The sequence below is a fragment of the Thioalkalivibrio sp. ALD1 genome, assembly GCF_000381245.1.
Taxonomy (GTDB): Bacteria; Pseudomonadota; Gammaproteobacteria; order Ectothiorhodospirales; family Ectothiorhodospiraceae; genus Thioalkalivibrio.
In genome coordinates this window covers 208,338-225,297 of record NZ_KB906242.1, presented here as the reverse complement: position 1 = coordinate 225,297, position 16,960 = coordinate 208,338, and the positions used below count along the sequence as shown (strand labels likewise).

Annotated in this window: 13 protein-coding genes, 1 tRNA gene and 1 riboswitch; of the genes, 9 read left to right on the top strand and 5 right to left on the bottom strand. The window is 63.4% G+C overall.

Annotation, left to right across the window (positions count from 1 at the left end):
- Positions 1 to 384: 384 nt before the first annotated feature.
- Together F623_RS0105685 and F623_RS0105680 are read right to left on the bottom strand one after the other, a co-directional pair.
- A complete protein-coding gene (locus F623_RS0105685) occupies positions 385 to 2,358 on the bottom strand; it encodes a M48 family metallopeptidase (RefSeq protein WP_018861265.1) in 1,974 nt (657 codons plus the stop codon).
- A 9-nt stretch (positions 2,359 to 2,367) separates the two neighbouring features.
- The gene (locus tag F623_RS0105680; RefSeq protein ID WP_018139689.1) at positions 2,368 to 2,952 is read right to left on the bottom strand and encodes a LemA family protein; all 585 of its coding nucleotides are present in this window, start codon (positions 2,950 to 2,952) and stop codon (positions 2,368 to 2,370) included.
- 189 nt (positions 2,953 to 3,141) lie between these two features.
- On the opposite strand from F623_RS0105680, the gene F623_RS0105675 reads away from it, so the two are divergent.
- From F623_RS0105675 to F623_RS0105655, 5 genes are all read left to right on the top strand, one after another.
- The gene (locus tag F623_RS0105675; protein WP_018862375.1) at positions 3,142 to 4,059 is read left to right on the top strand and encodes an HPP family protein; all 918 of its coding nucleotides are present in this window, start codon (positions 3,142 to 3,144) and stop codon (positions 4,057 to 4,059) included.
- A gap of 63 nt (positions 4,060 to 4,122) precedes the next feature.
- Positions 4,123 to 4,199, top strand: a tRNA-Arg gene (locus F623_RS0105670).
- A 181-nt stretch (positions 4,200 to 4,380) separates the two neighbouring features.
- A riboswitch (cobalamin riboswitch) is annotated at positions 4,381 to 4,618 on the top strand.
- 186 nt (positions 4,619 to 4,804) lie between these two features.
- The gene (locus F623_RS0105665; RefSeq protein ID WP_081618321.1) at positions 4,805 to 6,934 is read left to right on the top strand and encodes a TonB-dependent siderophore receptor; all 2,130 of its coding nucleotides are present in this window, start codon (positions 4,805 to 4,807) and stop codon (positions 6,932 to 6,934) included.
- The gene (locus F623_RS0105660) at positions 6,934 to 8,409 is read left to right on the top strand and encodes a PepSY domain-containing protein (protein WP_018868303.1); all 1,476 of its coding nucleotides are present in this window, start codon (positions 6,934 to 6,936) and stop codon (positions 8,407 to 8,409) included. Before F623_RS0105665 ends, F623_RS0105660 begins: the two co-directional genes overlap by 1 nt.
- A gap of 60 nt (positions 8,410 to 8,469) precedes the next feature.
- A complete protein-coding gene (locus F623_RS0105655; protein ID WP_018862372.1) occupies positions 8,470 to 8,799 on the top strand; it encodes a hypothetical protein in 330 nt (109 codons plus the stop codon).
- Between the two features lie 11 nt (positions 8,800 to 8,810).
- Here the strand turns inward: F623_RS0105655 and F623_RS0105650 are convergent, their stop codons facing one another.
- Positions 8,811 to 9,497 carry an arylesterase gene (locus tag F623_RS0105650; protein WP_026279358.1) on the bottom strand — a complete coding sequence of 229 codons (687 nt, stop codon included), beginning with the start codon at positions 9,495 to 9,497 and terminating at the stop codon, positions 8,811 to 8,813.
- On the opposite strand from F623_RS0105650, the gene F623_RS0105645 reads away from it, so the two are divergent.
- Both F623_RS0105645 and F623_RS0105640 read left to right on the top strand, forming a co-directional pair.
- A complete protein-coding gene (locus F623_RS0105645) occupies positions 9,496 to 10,206 on the top strand; it encodes an ABC transporter ATP-binding protein (RefSeq protein WP_026279359.1) in 711 nt (236 codons plus the stop codon). The two genes, F623_RS0105650 and F623_RS0105645, sit on opposite strands and share 2 nt — an antisense overlap.
- Positions 10,203 to 12,725 carry an ABC transporter permease gene (locus tag F623_RS0105640; protein ID WP_018868305.1) on the top strand — a complete coding sequence of 841 codons (2,523 nt, stop codon included), beginning with the start codon at positions 10,203 to 10,205 and terminating at the stop codon, positions 12,723 to 12,725. Before F623_RS0105645 ends, F623_RS0105640 begins: the two co-directional genes overlap by 4 nt.
- 32 nt (positions 12,726 to 12,757) lie before the next feature.
- Here F623_RS0105640 and F623_RS0105635 read toward each other — a convergent pair whose 3' ends face one another.
- On the bottom strand, positions 12,758 to 13,639 hold the full coding sequence (locus F623_RS0105635; protein WP_018862368.1) for an undecaprenyl-diphosphate phosphatase: 882 nt from the start codon (positions 13,637 to 13,639) through the stop codon (positions 12,758 to 12,760).
- A 258-nt stretch (positions 13,640 to 13,897) separates the two neighbouring features.
- Here F623_RS0105635 and F623_RS0105630 point away from each other — a divergent pair, with 258 nt between their 5' ends.
- Together F623_RS0105630 and F623_RS0105625 are read left to right on the top strand one after the other, a co-directional pair.
- Positions 13,898 to 14,329 (top strand): Rrf2 family transcriptional regulator, encoded by a 432-nt coding sequence (locus tag F623_RS0105630; RefSeq protein ID WP_018862367.1) that lies wholly within the window; start codon positions 13,898 to 13,900, stop codon positions 14,327 to 14,329.
- 24 nt (positions 14,330 to 14,353) lie between these two features.
- Positions 14,354 to 16,021, top strand: coding sequence for an ExeM/NucH family extracellular endonuclease (locus F623_RS0105625; RefSeq protein WP_018868306.1), 1,668 nt, complete (start codon positions 14,354 to 14,356; stop codon positions 16,019 to 16,021).
- On the opposite strand, the gene F623_RS0105620 is transcribed toward F623_RS0105625, so the two are convergent.
- Complete coding sequence (locus F623_RS0105620; protein ID WP_018862365.1) at positions 16,018 to 16,956, bottom strand: mechanosensitive ion channel family protein; 939 nt, start codon at positions 16,954 to 16,956, stop codon at positions 16,018 to 16,020. The two genes, F623_RS0105625 and F623_RS0105620, sit on opposite strands and share 4 nt — an antisense overlap.
- Positions 16,957 to 16,960: the final 4 nt, after the last annotated feature.

Sequence of the window (16,960 nt, the reverse complement as noted above, 5' to 3'; positions counted from 1 at the left end):
CCAGAGAACCTCTCTAGTTGGTCTTGGAGAGCAACTAGAGATGGACTGAAGACTTCATCTCCAAGACATCTAGAGATTCATCTCTGGTTTCATCCTTAGCTGCTCCATTAAGTCGTGGTAATTGGTCAGCACCCTCATCCGAGGGCGTCTGAAGGGGTGTGTCTGGGGGTGTGGCGTGCCACAAGAGGCCATCATGTGGATACGCGTCCGATACCTACTCGAGGTCGGATAGTGTCTGACAAAAGAAAAGCCCTAGCTCATAGGCCAGGGCTTCTCTATGTCGTATAGTTGAAATACTTGTCTTTTAAGTGCCTTGCGTCTACCCGTTCCGCCACGCCCCCGGAGACTCGCATCATACCGGCTAAGCCGGCCGGCTGTGGAGTGTCAGTCGGACGGCCCGTTCCCCTGTGAGACATCCGCCATCTCCGCGATGGGGAGCGGGATGTGCAGTGCAGCGGCCATGGCGCGCAGCAATTCGATCTCGGCCACCTGGACACCACCGCCACGCTGAACGGTCGCCAACATGGCCTCCACCAGCGTGCGCTTGTCCTTGACCCGCAGTTGATCGAGTCGTTCCAGGGCCTTGTCCAGCACCGTCGCCCAGGCACTGCCGGCGGTGGCCTGCTCCAGCTCGGGGGGAGTTTCGGACTCCAGAGGCATGATCCCCGTCAGCGCCGCCACGCCGGCATTGAACGCCGTAACCGCCGCTTCGGGATCTTCCGGGTGGCCGTGATGGGCCAGAACCGCGAGCACGTAGCGTGCCTGACCACTGTTGTCGGCCAGCCGACGGCGGCCGCCAGAACGGGCCTGCGAGGGACGTTCGATATCCCGTAGCTGACGCCGTACAAGCCGCCCGAGCGCATATTCGAAAGCCGACACCCGGCCATCGGCCTGGATCAGTTCGTCCACAAGCCCCGACAGGACCTCCCGTTCCTGTGGTGGGTGCCGGCGCAGCACGGGGAAGGCCATCTCGAGGAGTGGAATGCGCAGGTCCGGGCTGAGCTCCGGCACCTCCTGCAGCAGTTCGCGTACGCGCTTCTCGCTGTCTTCGCCGCGCGCCTCGAGGATGCGCATCAGCTGGGTATCCCGCACCTCGGTATCAGGGGAGATCAGCAGGTACAGAACCGCCTCGGCAGCCCAGCGGTCGGAGTGCACCGAGCGTTCCAGGACGCTCGGCACCGCGGCGACCAGGAACCCGGCCCCGAGGATATGCGCCAGTCCGGGATCGCCGATCGCGTCGAGCAGGGCCTCGGGGTGCAGCCCCAGCCCACCCCCGGCCTTCGGCTCGGCCTGTTCGCGGGCAGCTTCCGCCTCCTGCTCCTCGCGGCGGCGCCGCGCATCGTCCTGCATGCGCTTGTGCAGCGCCTTGAGTTCCGATGGATCGAAACCCGGCTCGATCTTGCGGATGCGATCCTCCAGCGGCGGATGGGTCGCGAACATCCGGCCCAGGCCGCCATTGACGAACAGCATGTGCCCGACCTCTTCGCTGTCCGCGTTGAGCCCGGAGTAGCTGGCCCCGATCTTCTTCAGCGCCCCGGCAATGCCTTCCGGCTGGCGCGTGAATTGCACCGCCGAGGCATCCGCCAGGTATTCACGCTGGCGCGAAACCGACGCCCGGATCCAGCGGCCGAAGAACAGACCGATGTAGCCGACGATCATCAGTACCAGGCCCGCGACCACGATTCCACCCGCGTTGCGGTTGTTACGGGACAAGCGCATCGCCAGCAGCACGCGCTGCCCGATCAGGGCCATTACCAGGATCCCGAACAGCATCCCGACCAGACGAATGTTCATGCGCATATCGCCATTGAGGATATGCCCGAACTCGTGGGCGACCACGCCCTGCAACTCGTCCCGGTTCAGGTGTTCCAGCGCGCCGCGCGTCACCGCGACCGCGGCATCGGACGGCGAATACCCGGCGGCAAAGGCGTTGATACCCGGTTCCTGCTCCAGCACGTAGACCTCGGGCACCGGCACACCCGAGGCAATCGCGACCTCTTCCACCACGTTCATCAGGCGTCGACGCAACGGGTCCCGGGTATCCCCTTCGACCCGCGTCCCCCCGAGCTCGCGCGCAACCGCCCCGCCGCCATCGCGCAGGCTCAGCATGCGATAGAGACTCCCCAGACCGATCAGGCCCACGGTGAACGCGCTGGTCCAGCCGACCACGTCCAGGTTGTCGCGGAGAAACTCCCGGGTCAGCCAGGGCTCGCCCGGTTCGGTTGCCTGGGCCTGGCCGAACAGCACCAGCGCGATCAGGTTCATCACCACCACAATCGCCAGCACGGCCAGCATGAACAGGCCCAGCAGCAAGCGCGTGCGCCGCTGGGCACGGTCCTGATGTTCAAAGAAATTCATGCCCTGTCCCTAGGAAAAGTTGACCTCGACCGGCTCGCGCTTCTGCGGGTCCTCGATCTCCAGCAATTGCGCCGGGCGGAAGGCGAAGTTGTTGGCGATCAGGGTATTCGGGAACATCTCGCGCAGGATGTTGTACTGCATCACGGCGTCGTTGTAGCCCTGACGCGCGAAGGCCACCCGGTTCTCGGTACTCGTCAGCTCCTCGGAGAGCTGCATCATGTTCTCGTTCGCCTTCAGGTCCGGGTAGTTCTCGGACAGGGCGAACAGCCGCCCCAACGCGCCGGACAGGCCCTGCTCGGCCCCGGAAAGCTGGCGCACGGCCTCGGTGTTCGTGGGGTCCCCGCCCACCTGCTTCAGGCGGTCCATCGCCTGATTGCGCGCCTGGATCACCGCCTCCAGCGTGTCGCGTTCATGGCTCATGTAGCGTTCCGCGACCTTCACCAGGTTGGGAATCAGGTCGTAGCGCCGCGTCAGCTGGACGTCGATCTGGGCAAACGCGTTCTTGTAGCGGTTGCGCGCTGTCACCAGCCGGTTGTACGTCCAGACCGCCCAGACCACGAGCAGCACCACAATCGCGATCAGCACCCATTCCATGCCGGCTTCTCCCTTGACAGGCAAACTGCTGAGTTTACGCACGATCAGCCCTGTCGGCGAACATCCCTACCGGCAAGGGCACGCGGAAGCAGGGAGCCAAATCCCTGACATTCGAACGTCCGCTTGACCGAAACGCCACACACAAAAAAAGCTACACGCAAAATTCAGCTTACAAGGCCCACCCTAGACATGCGCATCGGACGCGACCTCTTTCTCGGCGACTTTCTCGACACCACCAACCACAAGGACAAGCTGATCGCTCTGGTGGGCGCGGTGATCGGGCTGTACCTTTCACTGGAAGTCGCGGCTTCCGTTACCGAGAGCGGGATCAATGGCCTCATCCTGGCCTCTCTGGGGGCGACCGCGGTCCTGCTCTTCGCCGCACCTCGGGCCGCGCTTTCGCAACCCTGGAATGTGCTCGGTGGCCACGCGATTGCTGCCATGGTCGGGGTCGCCGTTCGACACGCGGTGGATCACCCGCTAGTGGCGGCCGCGCTCGCGGTCGGTCTCACTGTCTATGCGATGTACTACCTGCGCTGCCTGCACCCTCCCGGGGGTGCAACGGCGTTGTATGCCGTGATCGGCGGCGCCTCGGTCGAAGAACTGGGCCTACTGTTCATCCTGCACCCGGTCCTCTCCAGTGTGGCCGTCATGTTGCTGGTCGCGGTCGCGATCAACTACCCGTTTCCCTGGCGCCGCTATCCGGCCGCCCTGGCGCGACTGAGCGAGCCCTCGCCTACAGACCCATCCGGCGCACTGGAGCGCTCGGGCATGAGCCAGGCCGATCTGGAGCACGCGATGCGCGATCTCAATCTGTACCTCGACCTGACCGAAGACGACCTTGCGCGTCTGTATCTCCTGGCGCGGCGTCATCACGAGCACCCGGATGCCATCGAGCTCGACGACATTCAGTCCGGGCAGTGCTACAGCAATGGTGCGCAGGACGGCGCCTGGAGTGTACGCAAGGTCCTCGCACGGGACGATGGTCAGGTCACGTATCGCGTGATCAGCGGCGCAGGCGTACCCGAGGAAGGCCACTGCCCCGTCGCGGACTTTGTCGCCTGGGCACACCACCGCGTGGATGCACGCGAATGGCCGTCGCAGTAGCCACTTCGAGGCCCCGCCCCTTTGGCGCGAATCCTGCCGCGCGCTTATACTCGCGACGCGATTGTCTCCGTAGCTCAGCTGGATAGAGCAGCCCCCTCCTAAGGGGCAGGTCGCAGGTTCGAATCCTGCCGGGGACACCATTTTCTTGACCTTCCCCCCAACGTCGCATCTCGATCCCCCACTGCGTCGAGTCTTTTTTGTCATTCGACAAAACCCGATCGCAATGCCTGACGTCACGGCAAAATTACATGAACACAGCTCGCTCATTGTGTTTGGGGCTGCTCACGCCATTCTTTGAACCCGACACTGTATTGCACTAACATCCAAGCCTCGCTCTCGGGTGCCCCTTGGCCATTCAGGTCAAGGTGTTAAACGGGAACCCGGTGAGGTGGTTGTGTTTACAGCAAGCGCCAAACCCGGGACTGCCCCCGCAACGGTGAGCGTGTAGAGACAGGCCAATTAGTGCCACTGCGGTCCCAGCCCGTGGGAAGGCGGCCTGCCTGGGTGAACCTGCGCCCGCACGCGAGTCCGGATACCGGCCCGACGAGTAAGGCCTCGCCACACCTGTGGCTCGGCCGGCCGTCTGGTGGTGCGTGGGGCACAACCGACGAGGAACAGATGGACTCGGTCCAGGCCTTGTCACGTCCGCACGGTTCCGATTTATCGAGAACCCTGTGCTGTTTTGCGCTTCCTCGTATTGCTCCCGCTCAACTGGTCAATGAACCCGTGAAGGAGCACATGCAACATGAGCACGACGCATCTCGGCACTATCAAGCCGTGTCACCGCCTGAAATACATCACTTTCGCGATGACGGTGGGACTAGCTGGCGCCCCGCAGATGGCTCCCGCTGACGAAACTCGTTTGTCGACTGTGTTGGTCGAGGCGGCCCGATACAGTAGCGAACTGAACCTGGATGATTCTGCACCCACGGCAAGCCGTCTGGGTATCACGCTCGACGAACTCCCGGCCAGTGCAACGATCATAGACGCGGAAGAGCAACTTGCTCGTGGCGTCCGCAACACTCGAGAGGCTGTAGAAGCTGCAGGAGGTTTCTCTGGAGGAAACCCACCAGGTGCGCCGGCCTCATTCTCGAGCCGGGGATTCACCGGAAACGACATCACCATTCTGTACGACGGAGTGCGCGTCGCCGAACCAAGCATGTTCGCCCGCCCTGGTAGCAACTGGATGTACGACCGCGTCGAGGTCCTGCGCGGGCCGGCATCGGTCCTCCATGGTGAGGGGGCAATTGCCGGAGCCATAAACTACGTGCCGCGCCGGCCGGATCCGGACCGGACCTCCGGGGATCTGCTGCTGGGTGCCGGCTCGTTTGGCGAGAATCGGATTGGCGCTGGCATCGGTGGCCCGACCGATATCGACGGTCTCTCGTATCGTATCGATGGCAGCATCCTGACTCGCGATGGCGAGACCGACCGCACAGGGGAGCACTACGAGAACCTGAGTGCATCCCTGCGGTATGACGCGTCCGACCGACTGCAATTCACGCTTTCCGGTGAATGGATGCGCGATGACATTGAGGCTAATTTTGGTTTGCCTGTCATCGATGGCGGTATCGACGATCGAACAATCGGCAACAACTACAACGTCTCCGACGCCGAGATGGACATGGAAGGCTACTGGGTCCGCTTCGATACCGACTTTGCCGCTACCGACCGGCTTACTTTCCGCAATCAAGTCTACGTCCACGAGGCTAAACGCAACTGGAAGAACATCGAGGCCTATAGCTACGACCCCGAGAACGACGCCATTGAACGTTCAGTTCCGATCCAGATTGCTCATGATCAGGCCCTTGTGGGAAACCGCTTGGAAGCGATTCATGAACACACCCTCTTCGGTCTTCCTCACCGCGTCAGCGTAGGCGCCGAGGTGAGTCGAAATCGCTTCGAACACCACAACAACTCGCCCTACGCTGGACAGGACCGTGTAGACGTACACAATCCCGATCCGGGGCTGTATTTTTCGGACTCCCCGTTCGAACCTGGCATCCGTACGGTCAACCAGCGCTACGCAATCTTCGGCGAAAACCGGCTTGTGTTGGGCGGCGGCGTCAGCGTGATTGGGGGGCTGCGCCATGAACTGATCCGGCTGGATGGCGAGAACCTTCGCGAGAGCGAACGTACAGTTGAACATTACCGCCCGACCACCGGGCGTGTGGGGATTGTCTGGGACTTGCCAGCGGGTTTTACGGCATACGGCCAGTATGCAACCGGCGCCAAGCCCGTCGGCAGCACCGTGACCTTTTCCCCGGGGGCCGAAGGTAACCGCCTGGAGCGATCACGCTCTGTCGAAGCCGGACTTCGACAGAGGACCTGGGACGATCGTCTGGAGTGGAGCCTGGCTTTCTACGACATCGCCAAGCGCAATCTCACTACCGAAGTCGCTGGAAATCCGGACGAGCAACGCCAGATCGGGCGTCAAGAATCGCGAGGCGCAGAGCTAACGCTCGCCATCCGTCCGTCGCGGCACTGGCGTTTACAAGCTGACGGGACCGTGCTAAACGCCGAGTTTGCCGACTATCGAGCAGGTGGAGAAAGCTTCGACGGCAACACACCGCCCAACGTGCCGGAACGCCTGGCAAACCTGCGTGCAGAATGGTTCGCAACTGACCGCCTTACTCTGGAGACCAATGCCCGTTATGTCGGTCCGCGAACAGGTGATGACGCGAACACCATCGAAATACCCTCCTACACACTATTAGGAGCTGCTGCCACATGGCATTTTCGAGAGTTTGACCTGACTCTAAGAGGTCGCAATCTAACCAATGAGCAACATGTAACGTGGAGTTCTTTTGGTGGCTCTCAATGGATTCTCGGCGAATCTCGCAGTCTTGAGTTAACCCTTAGCATGCAGTTCTGATGTTCGCCCGGCGCAGTATCTACCTGGCGCATCGCTATCTGGGGATCGCTCTTGGTTTGCTTATGGCCATGTGGTTTGCCTCGGGCATGGTGCTCATGTACGTGGGCTACCCTTCACTTTCGCAGGACGAACGACTCTCCGGCTTGCCAAAACTAACGAAGCTTGATGATCTGCTCTCACCCGGTGAGGTGGTGGCCGGCCATGCTCCTATCGACGAGCTTCGCCTCAACAATGCGGGGGGGCGTCCCGTTTACCACATTCGCGACGGGAATGGACGGCATAGCATCGACGCGCGGACTGGCGACCCGGTGTTGATGTCTGAAGAAATCCTTAATAGAACGGTGCGGCACCATTTGGGCGACAGCGTTGTGGCTGCCACCCTAATATCCGTGGACCAATGGACTGTCCCCAACCGGTTCGACACGCACCGGCCATTGATCCGAGCAAAAACGGACGACGATGCAGGGACATGGATTTATGTCTCCTCTCGTACCGGGGAAGTAGTACAGTCCGCGACGCGCGCGGAGCGTCGATGGAACTGGGTGGGATCGGTGGTGCACTGGATCTACCCCTGGCAACTTCGTCAGCACCCCGAGATGTGGCGCCAGACTGTCATTTGGCTTTCCGTCCCCGCTTTGCTCCTGGTGGTCACGGGTGTTGTGGTCGGCATCTGGCGGCTTCGGCTGCGACGGCGCTACAAGAACAACTGGATAACACCCTATCAGGGCTGGCAACGCTGGCATCACCTGCTGGGCATTACCTGCGCATTGTTCGTCTTTACCTTTATGTTGAGTGGCTTGCTATCGATGAATCCGGGGCAGATTTTTTCCTCGGCCAACCCGACCAAGGAGCTGGAAAAGGCCTGGCAGGGCGGGAAAATCCTCGGCACCACCAAGCTGGCGGGCATGCCACCTGGCGAATTTCTGGACCGTGACGATGATGTTCGCGAAATCGAGTGGCGGCGTCATGCCGACACTCCCCTCATCTTGCTGCACACCACTAGCGAAACGCGAGCCTTGCGCGCCAATGGGAAACCGGCCACATTCACCGACGTAGGTCTGGAAGAACACGCCAACCAGGTTCTTCCCGGGGCATCTGTCCTAGAGGTTAAACGCCTTTCGGAACGCGACGCCTACTACTACGCCCGACGTAACGAACGGCCGTTTCCGGTGCTGCGCATTACCTTGGACGACGCCGATCGAACGGCGCTGTACGTCGATCCAGAAACTGGATCAATCGAATCCATTATCGATGACAAAGGACGATGGCGCCGGTGGTCATACAATGCCCTGCACAGCCTGGATATTCCTGTGTTGTGGGAAAACCGTCCTCTATGGGACATAACCATGCTGTCTCTTTCCCTGGCAGGTCTCGGCTTTAGTCTGACCGGCGTCGTGATTGGCTGGAGAAGACTCAACGGAGAGGAACGCACCAAGCGTCGGCCCAGAGGCAAGGACATCCGGGCCAAAAGTTAGAGAGACCGTTGTTTGCCCTACGGGCTGGCATCGTTCTGAAAAGCGCCGTAAGGTAAGCCAATGGCGACGCTCAGCACGGAACAGGCCGAACGACTGGTCGAGCTCCTGGCACCGTTGATCGGGGTGCAGGGGGAGGTGGACGGCCGCATGGTGGAACTGGTCGAGGTCCTCGACGAAGGCCCCCGCGGCGAGCCGGGTGTCGCGTTGATGGAGACCGGCCTGGACCGCCCAATTCAGGCCAATCAGTACGGCGACCCGCTGTCACGACATTCGCTCATCCGCACCCTGCCGCTGCTGTCCGAGGTCGAATCCGATGTCCATCCGGTGCTGCGCCAACTCCTCCCCGAGGATGTACTGGCGGATCTGCGCCGGGCGCTAGGGAAGCACTGATCGGTGTTTCCCTAGGAGACTGAAGCTGCGTCGTCCAGACAGGCCTCGATCCCGCGTATCATGGGCTCCAGGTGGGGCCACACGGCATCCAGCATGTAGGGCTGTGCCTCGGGCGTCGGATGGATTCCGTCATCCATGATCATGCCGTCGCGAAAGGCGACCTCGTGCAGAAAGAACGGCTCGAACACCAGTCCGCGTTCCCGTGCCAGATCCGCGAACACCGCCTCGAAGCGCTGGCTGTACTGGGGGCCATAATTCGGCGGGATACGGATCCCGAGCAACAGCGTCTGAGCACCCGTCGCGTCGATCGCCTCCAGCATCGCCTCCAGGTTCTCGCGCATGGCCCGTGGCGATAGCCCGCGCAGGCCGTCATTGCCGCCCAGGGCCAAAATCACGAGATCGGGACTCTCGCGCTCCAGGACCTCCGGCAGGCGCTCACGTCCCCCGGCCGTGGTCTCGCCACTAATCGAGGCATTCGCGATGCGCCAGGGGTGGTTGCGGTTGCCCAGACGCTCTTCCAGCAGCCCCACCCAGCCTTCGGCGTCGCTCATTCCATAGGCCGAACTCAGGGAGTCGCCGAACACCAGCATTTTCGCGTGCTCTTTCCCTGAATTTTCCGCGCTGATGGAATTCACAAGACCAAGCGGACTCCATAGCAACGCGAGCCACGCAAACACCATCAGGGAATAACGCCACATGGATGCATCCTCATCATCGGTTCTGGAAGCCCGAGACCTGCAACAGCGGATCGCCGGTCCCAGCGGTGTACTGGATATTCTGCAAGGAGTAACACTTGCGGTTCACGCCGGCGAGACGGTCGCCATACTCGGCGCATCGGGCTCGGGAAAATCGACGTTGCTTGGGCTTCTTGCAGGTCTGGACGCTCCAACGGCCGGAGAAGTTCGCCTGCTGGGGCAAACCATCAGCGAACTGGACGAGGACGACCGAGCGGCCCTGCGCGCCGGGCGCGTTGGCTTCGTGTTCCAGTCATTTCAGCTACTCCCGGCACTAACTGCGTTCGAGAACGTACTGTTGCCGCTGGAACTGAACCCCGAACATGAGAGGCGCTCGCAGGCCGATATCTCCGCCTGGGCCCGCGACGCCCTGCAACGCGTGGGACTGAGCGAACGCGAAGCCCACTACCCGTACCAGCTCTCGGGAGGTGAACAACAACGCGTCGCCATCGCCCGCGCGATCGTGGATCGTCCGGCGGTATTGTTCGCGGACGAGCCCACCGGCAACCTCGACGGACAGACCGGCGGTCGCATCATCGAGCTGCTGTTCAGCCTGGCCCGACAACCGGATGACCATGACCAGCGCACCGCACTGATCCTGGTGACACACGACGCCGATCTGGCGCAGCAATGCGACCGCATCCTCCATATCCAGGACGGCGTGCTGGCATGACGTGGCTTGCTGGACGCGGGAGTCCGCGCGAATGGATTCGCGGTACCTGGCGCGAGTGGCGCAGCGCCGAACTGCGCGTGCTGGCTGCGGCGCTGGTCGTCGCGGTGGCAGCGGTCGCGGCGGTCGGATTCTTTACCGACCGCGTGGATCGCGGCATGGCGCAGCAGGCGACGCTGTTGCTGGGTGGGGACATGGCCGTCGTCGGCGACCAGCCGATCCCGGAGGACTGGATCGCAGAGGCCCAACGCCGAGACCTGCAGACCGCACGCACGGCCGCCCTGCCCAGCGTGCTGTTTACCCCCGAGGACGACTCCCGCCTATCCGCGCTGCGGGCGGTGGATCGTGACTGGCCGCTTCTCGGAGAAGCCCTCGTCCGGAGCAACCCGGACGCAGAACCCCAGCCACGCACGCAGGGTCCTGAATCTGGTACGGCCTGGCTGGAAGGCGCCCTGCTGCAAGCCCTGGAGTTGGAGATCGGCGATACGGTCGAGGTCGGCGAACTGGAACTGGAAGTGGCCGGCGAGATCACCCGCGAGCCGGACCGCGGCAGCGCCCTGCTGGATATAGCGCCCCGGCTAATGCTTGCCTATGAAGACCTGGGGGTCAGTGGGCTGATTGGGCCCGGCAGCCGCGTGCGCTACGAACTCTTCGTGACCGGCCCGGCGGCCCAGATCGAAAACTACCGCGACTGGATCGAGGAACGCCTGGAGCCAGGCCAGCGCCTGCGCGGTCTCGATGACGCCAACCCGGAGCTGCAGGTCGCCATCGAGCGCGCCGAGCGCTTCCTCGGGCTGGCCTCTCTGATGGCGGTCCTGCTAGCCGGTGCGGCAATTGCGGTCGCCGCTCATCATTTCGCCCAGCGTCGCGCCGATTCCGCCGCCATAATGCGCGCGCTGGGGGCCAGCGGGCGCCGGGTGCTCAAACTGTATTTTGGCCATGTCCTGATGATTGCCCTGTTGGCAAGCGGCCTGGGCTTGGTCATCGGCTTTGCCGCGCAGTTCGTACTCTCCGCACTGCTCGGCGAGTGGCTGGCGGGCGACCTGCCTCCGCCGGGGTTGCGCCCGGTGGCCGCCGGGCTCGGCGTGGGTCTGATCACCGCGATCGGCTTCGCCCTGCCCGCGTTGCTACGCATCGGCCAGGTGTCGCCCCTGCGCGTACTGCGGCGTGATCTGGGGCTCCCGCCCGCGTCCGTCTGGCTGTCGGGGCTGCTGGCCCTGCTGGCCTTCGGTGCGCTGTTGTACTGGCAGGCGGCCGACCCACGCCTGGCCGCCTGGGTCCTGCTGGGGACTGCGGGCGCGCTGATCGTGCTCGGGGCACTGGGCCTGCTGTTGGTGCTCGCGTTGCGACCACTGCGCAACCACGGGGGCATGGCCATGCGCTTTGGTCTCGCCAACCTCTCCCGCCGCGGCGGCCTGAGCGCCGTGCAGCTGGTCGCCTTCAGCATCGGCATCCTCGCGCTTCTGCTGCTGGCGATCGTGCGCGTGGACCTGCTCTCGGCCTGGGATGCAAGCATCCCCGAAGATGCCCCGAACCAGTTCTTCGTCAATATCCAGCCCGGGCAGGAAGAGGCGTTCGCTGACCGGATCGAGGCCTCCGGGCTCGAACGCCCGCAAATGGATCCGATGATTCGCGGCCGCCTGATCGCGATCAACGACCAGCCGGTCCAGCCCGATGACTTTGAGGACGACCAGACCCGGCGCCTGGTGGACCGAGAGTTTAACCTCTCCTACGCGGAAGAACCGCCGGAGCATAACCGCGTGGTGGAAGGCCACTGGTTCCACCACGGCCCGACCGGCGAGGCCGCGGACGGTGCCTGGTCGGTCGAGGCCGGACTGATGGAGCGTTTTGGTCTGGAGATCGGCGACAGCCTGACCTTTCGGGTCGGCGGGCAGCCCGTGCGCGGTGTCATCGCCAACGTACGCGAGGTCGACTGGGACAGCTTCCGGGTCAACTTCTTTGTCATCGGCCCACCCGCCCTGCTGGGCGAGCAGCCGCGCACCTACATCACTGCACTGCATGTGCCCGAAGGTATGGGCGCAGAGCAGAACCGCTGGCTGCGGGAGTTTCCGGCCATCTCCGCGATTGATGTCGGCGCGATCCTCGAACAGGTCCGGGACGTGATGGATCAGGCCACGCGGGCTGTGGAGTATGTGTTCCTGTTTACGCTGCTCGCAGGCCTGACCGTGCTGTTCGCCGCCGTGCAAGCCACGCGCGACGTGAGGCGACGCGAAACCGCCCTGTTGCGCACGCTGGGGGCACGACGCCACCACATCCGTCGCGCGCTGCTGGCCGAGTTCGGGAGCCTGGGCTTTCTGGCCGGCCTGCTCGCGGCCATCATCGCCACCGCCGTGGGGGCCCTGCTGGCCTGGCAGGTGTTCGAATTCGACTACCGCATCAACCCGATGACATTCGTCTTCGGGATCGCCGGGGGCACCCTGGGAATCGCGCTTGCCGGCTGGCTGGGCACTCGCAGCGTTCTGCGACAGGCGCCACTCGAGGTCCTGCGTGGCCCCGAGTGATGCGCCAGACGGCCCAATTCAGGAAACCCCGATCAGTGACCGTACATGATGTCGACGTCGAGGAAGCCGAACAGCACCAGGGCCGCCAGCGCCCAGACATAGAAGGAAAAGACCTTCAGTCGCGCGCGATAGAGGAAGAACAGCACCATCTTCAGGGAGACCACCCCGACCACCGCGGAGACCACGAACCCCACGATCAGTGGCGTCCATCCGAGTTCACCCAATCCGTTTCCATTGGTCCAGACGTCCAGCGACTGGACGGCGGTTGCCGCCAGGATGGTCGGGATCGCGAGAAAGAAACTGTATTCCGCCGCCCAGCGCCGCTTGAGGCCCGAGAACAGGGCAAAGGTGATGGTCATGCCGCTGCGGCTCAGCCCGGGGACCAGTGCGAAGCCCTGGGCCACACCAATGACCGTGGCAATCTTCGGCCCCAGCTTGCGCAGACCCAACGGGCGGCGACTGAGACGGTCCGTCCACCACAACAGGATGCCCGTCAGCGTGAGTGTGCCGGCGATCAGCGTCGGGTTGGCGAACACGTGCTCGAAGCTCGCCTTCAGCGTAAAGCCGATCACGGCCGTCGCGAAAACCGACAGCCCGCAAAGCAATGCGAGGCGCAGGAACAGCATCTCGCGGCCCGCGCTTCCGCCCGCCGAGGCCCATTGCCAGCTCTCGCGGGCGATCCCGCCGCTCAGGCGCCAGAGACTCTGGCGGAATACATAGACAATCGACACCAGCGTGCCGACATGCACCACCAGGTCGAACAGAATCATCTCCGGGCTTTCCGGCGGCGGCAGCGGTTCGCCACTAAGGATCAGCCAGTGCTGGGTGAGCACCAGGTGCGCGGTCGAGCTGACCGGCAAGAACATGAAGATTCCCTGCACAACACCGAGCAGGGTGGCAACCCAAACTGTCATTCCGATTCCGGTTTTGTCCCAAAGGCGCGCGCAGTATACGGAAACGGCCCGGAAAACGTTGCTACGAGGTTCGCGGAGCGGGGCTCGGTTTCATGCACCCAGCCTGCTTGTTTTTCCACCAGCACGGCTTTATCGTGCCATTAGACATTCACATAGCCGTATATTTGGCAGCCGGCCAACCGAACCTGTTTGCGCGCACGCGCCCGCGGGACCTGGCGAGCGCCGATGAGGCCTGCAATCCGCCAACGAGCCACCTCAATGCAACTAACCCGCTTCACGGACTTCTCCCTGCGCGTCCTGATGTACCTGACAGTCAAACCCAACGACCAGCGTGTCACGGTAACCGAGATCTCCGAACGCTTTGGCATCCCGCGCAACCACCTCGTCAAGATCGTCCACCAGCTGGGCCAGAAAGGCTATCTGGTTACCCGCCGCGGCAAGGGTGGCGGCATCTCGCTCGCACGCGACCCCGAAGCAATCAACATCGGGGCGGTCATCCGTGACATGGAACCCAACCTCAACGTCGTCGATTGCGAAAACCCGATGTGCCCTATTCTGCCTGGCTGCCAGTTGCGCGGGGTACTGGACGACGCACGCGACGCCTTCCTCGCCGTGCTCGACCAGTACAGCATCCGCGACGTGACGCAGTCACCCGATCACTTGCGATCCCTGCTACGCTTTAGCGCCTGAGTCAGCCATCCCGAGGACGCCGCCATGGATCGGCACGTTCCGTCCCATCGCCGCGCACCGCTCTCCGCCGTGCCGGTGCTCTTCGCAACTCTTCTGGCCGCGCCCGTCGCTCAAGCGCTAGCCCCGACGTGTCCGTTCGATGCGGCCAGCCTGACGACCGAGGACTTGCTCGACGATCCACCATCAGACGGTACATCCGTCGTGCTGGAGGGTATCGTCACTGGCGTCTTCATGGACGCTGACGAGCTGGGCGGCTTTTATCTCCAGGATGACGAACCCGACACGCCGACCGGGCTGTTCGTCTACGCCCCGCACCACGACCCGGTAACGCCGGGCGATCGCCTGCGCGTCCAGGGCCGTTTTGGCCATCACCACGGTCGCCCCCAGCTGGCCCGTATCGACGGCATCGAGGCTTGCGGCAGCGGTCGGCTGCCCGAGGCGGTGACGCTCGAGCTCCCACGCGACGCCCAGCGACTTTCGGACTTCGAAGACGTACGCGTGCGCTTTGATCAGACGTTGACCGTAACCGGGCACCATGAGCTTGAGCGTTATGGCAGCCTGAAGCTCTCCGCCGACGGGCGCCTGTGGCACCCGGGGCAGACGGGCGCATTCGACGACCACGACCATGTCGAACGCCGCATCGTGCTGGACGATGGCAGCTACCGCGCCCGCCCGGACCCCATCCCCTATCTGGACGATGAGGGGACACGTCGCGTCGGGAGCCAGGTCACAGGCCTGACCGGCATCCTGACGCATGCCTTCGATGCCCACCGCCTGCACCCGACCGAACCGCCTCAGTGGGAGGGGGGCACTCGCCCAGACGTGCCCGAGCCGGTCACAGGCGGCGCACTGCGCATCGTTACTGCCAACATGGAGAACGACTTTGTCACGTTGGGCGAACGCGGCGCGGCCAGTCGTGCCGAGCGCGAGCGGCAGGAGGCCAAGCTGAATGCCGCCCTGCTTCCCCTGAAAGCAGACCTGATTACGACAATCGAACTGGAAAACCGACCCGCCGCCCGCGAACGCCTGATCGAGCGCCTGAATCAGCACGGCGACATCCCCTACGAGGCCATCCGGCATCCGGCGCCCGGTACCGACGCCATCAAGGTGGGCATTACCTACCGCCCCGATCGGCTGGAACTGCTGGATGTCGTCGCCGACGAAGACCGGGTCCACCACCGTCCGCCGCTACTCGCGTGGTTCGGCACACCGGACGGCGCCCCCCTGTTCGGGGTGGTAGCGGTACATTTCAAGGCCAAGGTCGGCTGTCCGTCCAGCGGCGACGTGGATCGTGGACAGGGCTGCTGGAACGAGCGGCGCACGGCCCAGGCCGAACGCCTGGCGCAGTGGATCGAGCGGGAGCGTCGTGACGGACTGCCCGTGATCATTGCCGGCGATCTGAACGCCTATGCCGCCGAGGATCCATTACGTGTATTGCGCGAGGCGGGCAAGCGCGATCTGGTTTATGCCGAGCCCGACCAGGCCTACAGCTATGTCTTTCGCGGACAGTCCGGCCAACTGGACTACCTGCTCGGCCCAGCGGGAATCGCCGAACGTATCAGGGACGCCGGCTCATGGGGGATCAACGCCGACGAGCCGGCCTTTCTGGGATTCGATGGGAGCCAACCCGCCGAGGGACCATGGCGCGCCTCCGACCACGACCCGGTCTGGCTAAACCTGTGGGTCGACTAGTCGCGCGTCGGGAGTTGCTCTGACGCTCCTGCGTCGGCCTCCGGCTCCGTGGCCTCCTCGTCGATCTTCTCGGCGGCCTCCGTCTCCTCGTCGCTCAGGTTGTCCTGGATCAGGCGCACGGGGATCGGCCCGCCATCGATATGGCTCAGGGTGCGCTGCGGGAACGGGATCTCGATACCGGCCTCGTCCAGTGCGGCCTTCACCTGCATGTGCATGCTGTTGCGCAGATCCAGGAATTTCTCCCGCCGTGCCCATACGGACAGTTGAATCTTCAGCGCGGAATCCCCGTATTCCAGGAAAATGAACAGCGGCTTGGGCTCCTCCAGGCAGACCGGGTTGCGGTCCGCCACGCCCATCAGGATGTCGCGCAGCGCCTTCAGGTCGGTGCGATAGGCGACCCCGATCTGCATGTCCAGGCGACGGATCGGGAAGCGCGTCATGTTGGTGATCTGCGACTTCACCAGGCTCTCGTTCGGCACCCGCACCAGCAGGTTGTCGAAGGTGCGCAGCTTCACCGACAGCAGATCGATGGACAGCACCTCGCCCGTCGCGTCCCCCACCTTGATGATGTCGCCGACCGAGAAGGGCCGCTCCCCGATCAGGAACAGCCCCGAGATCAGGTTGGACGCCGAGGTCTGCGAGGCAAAGCCCAAGGCCACCGTCAGGATACCCGCGGCCCCCAGCAACACGGTGAGATCGAAACCCAGCTCGCGCAGCCCGGATACAACTGCCAGGACGATGATGATGTAGAAGCTGATACGGCGCATCAGCATGATCTGCTGGGCATCCATGTGCCGCCCAAAGGCCCGCGTCAGATTGCGCGAAACCAGCCGCGCCAGAATCAAACCGACAATGATGTACAGCGAGGCCCGCAGCGCGGCGAGAAAACCGTCGCTGGTCAGGAAATCCATGGTGCCTTGCATCCAGCCGTCCATCCTG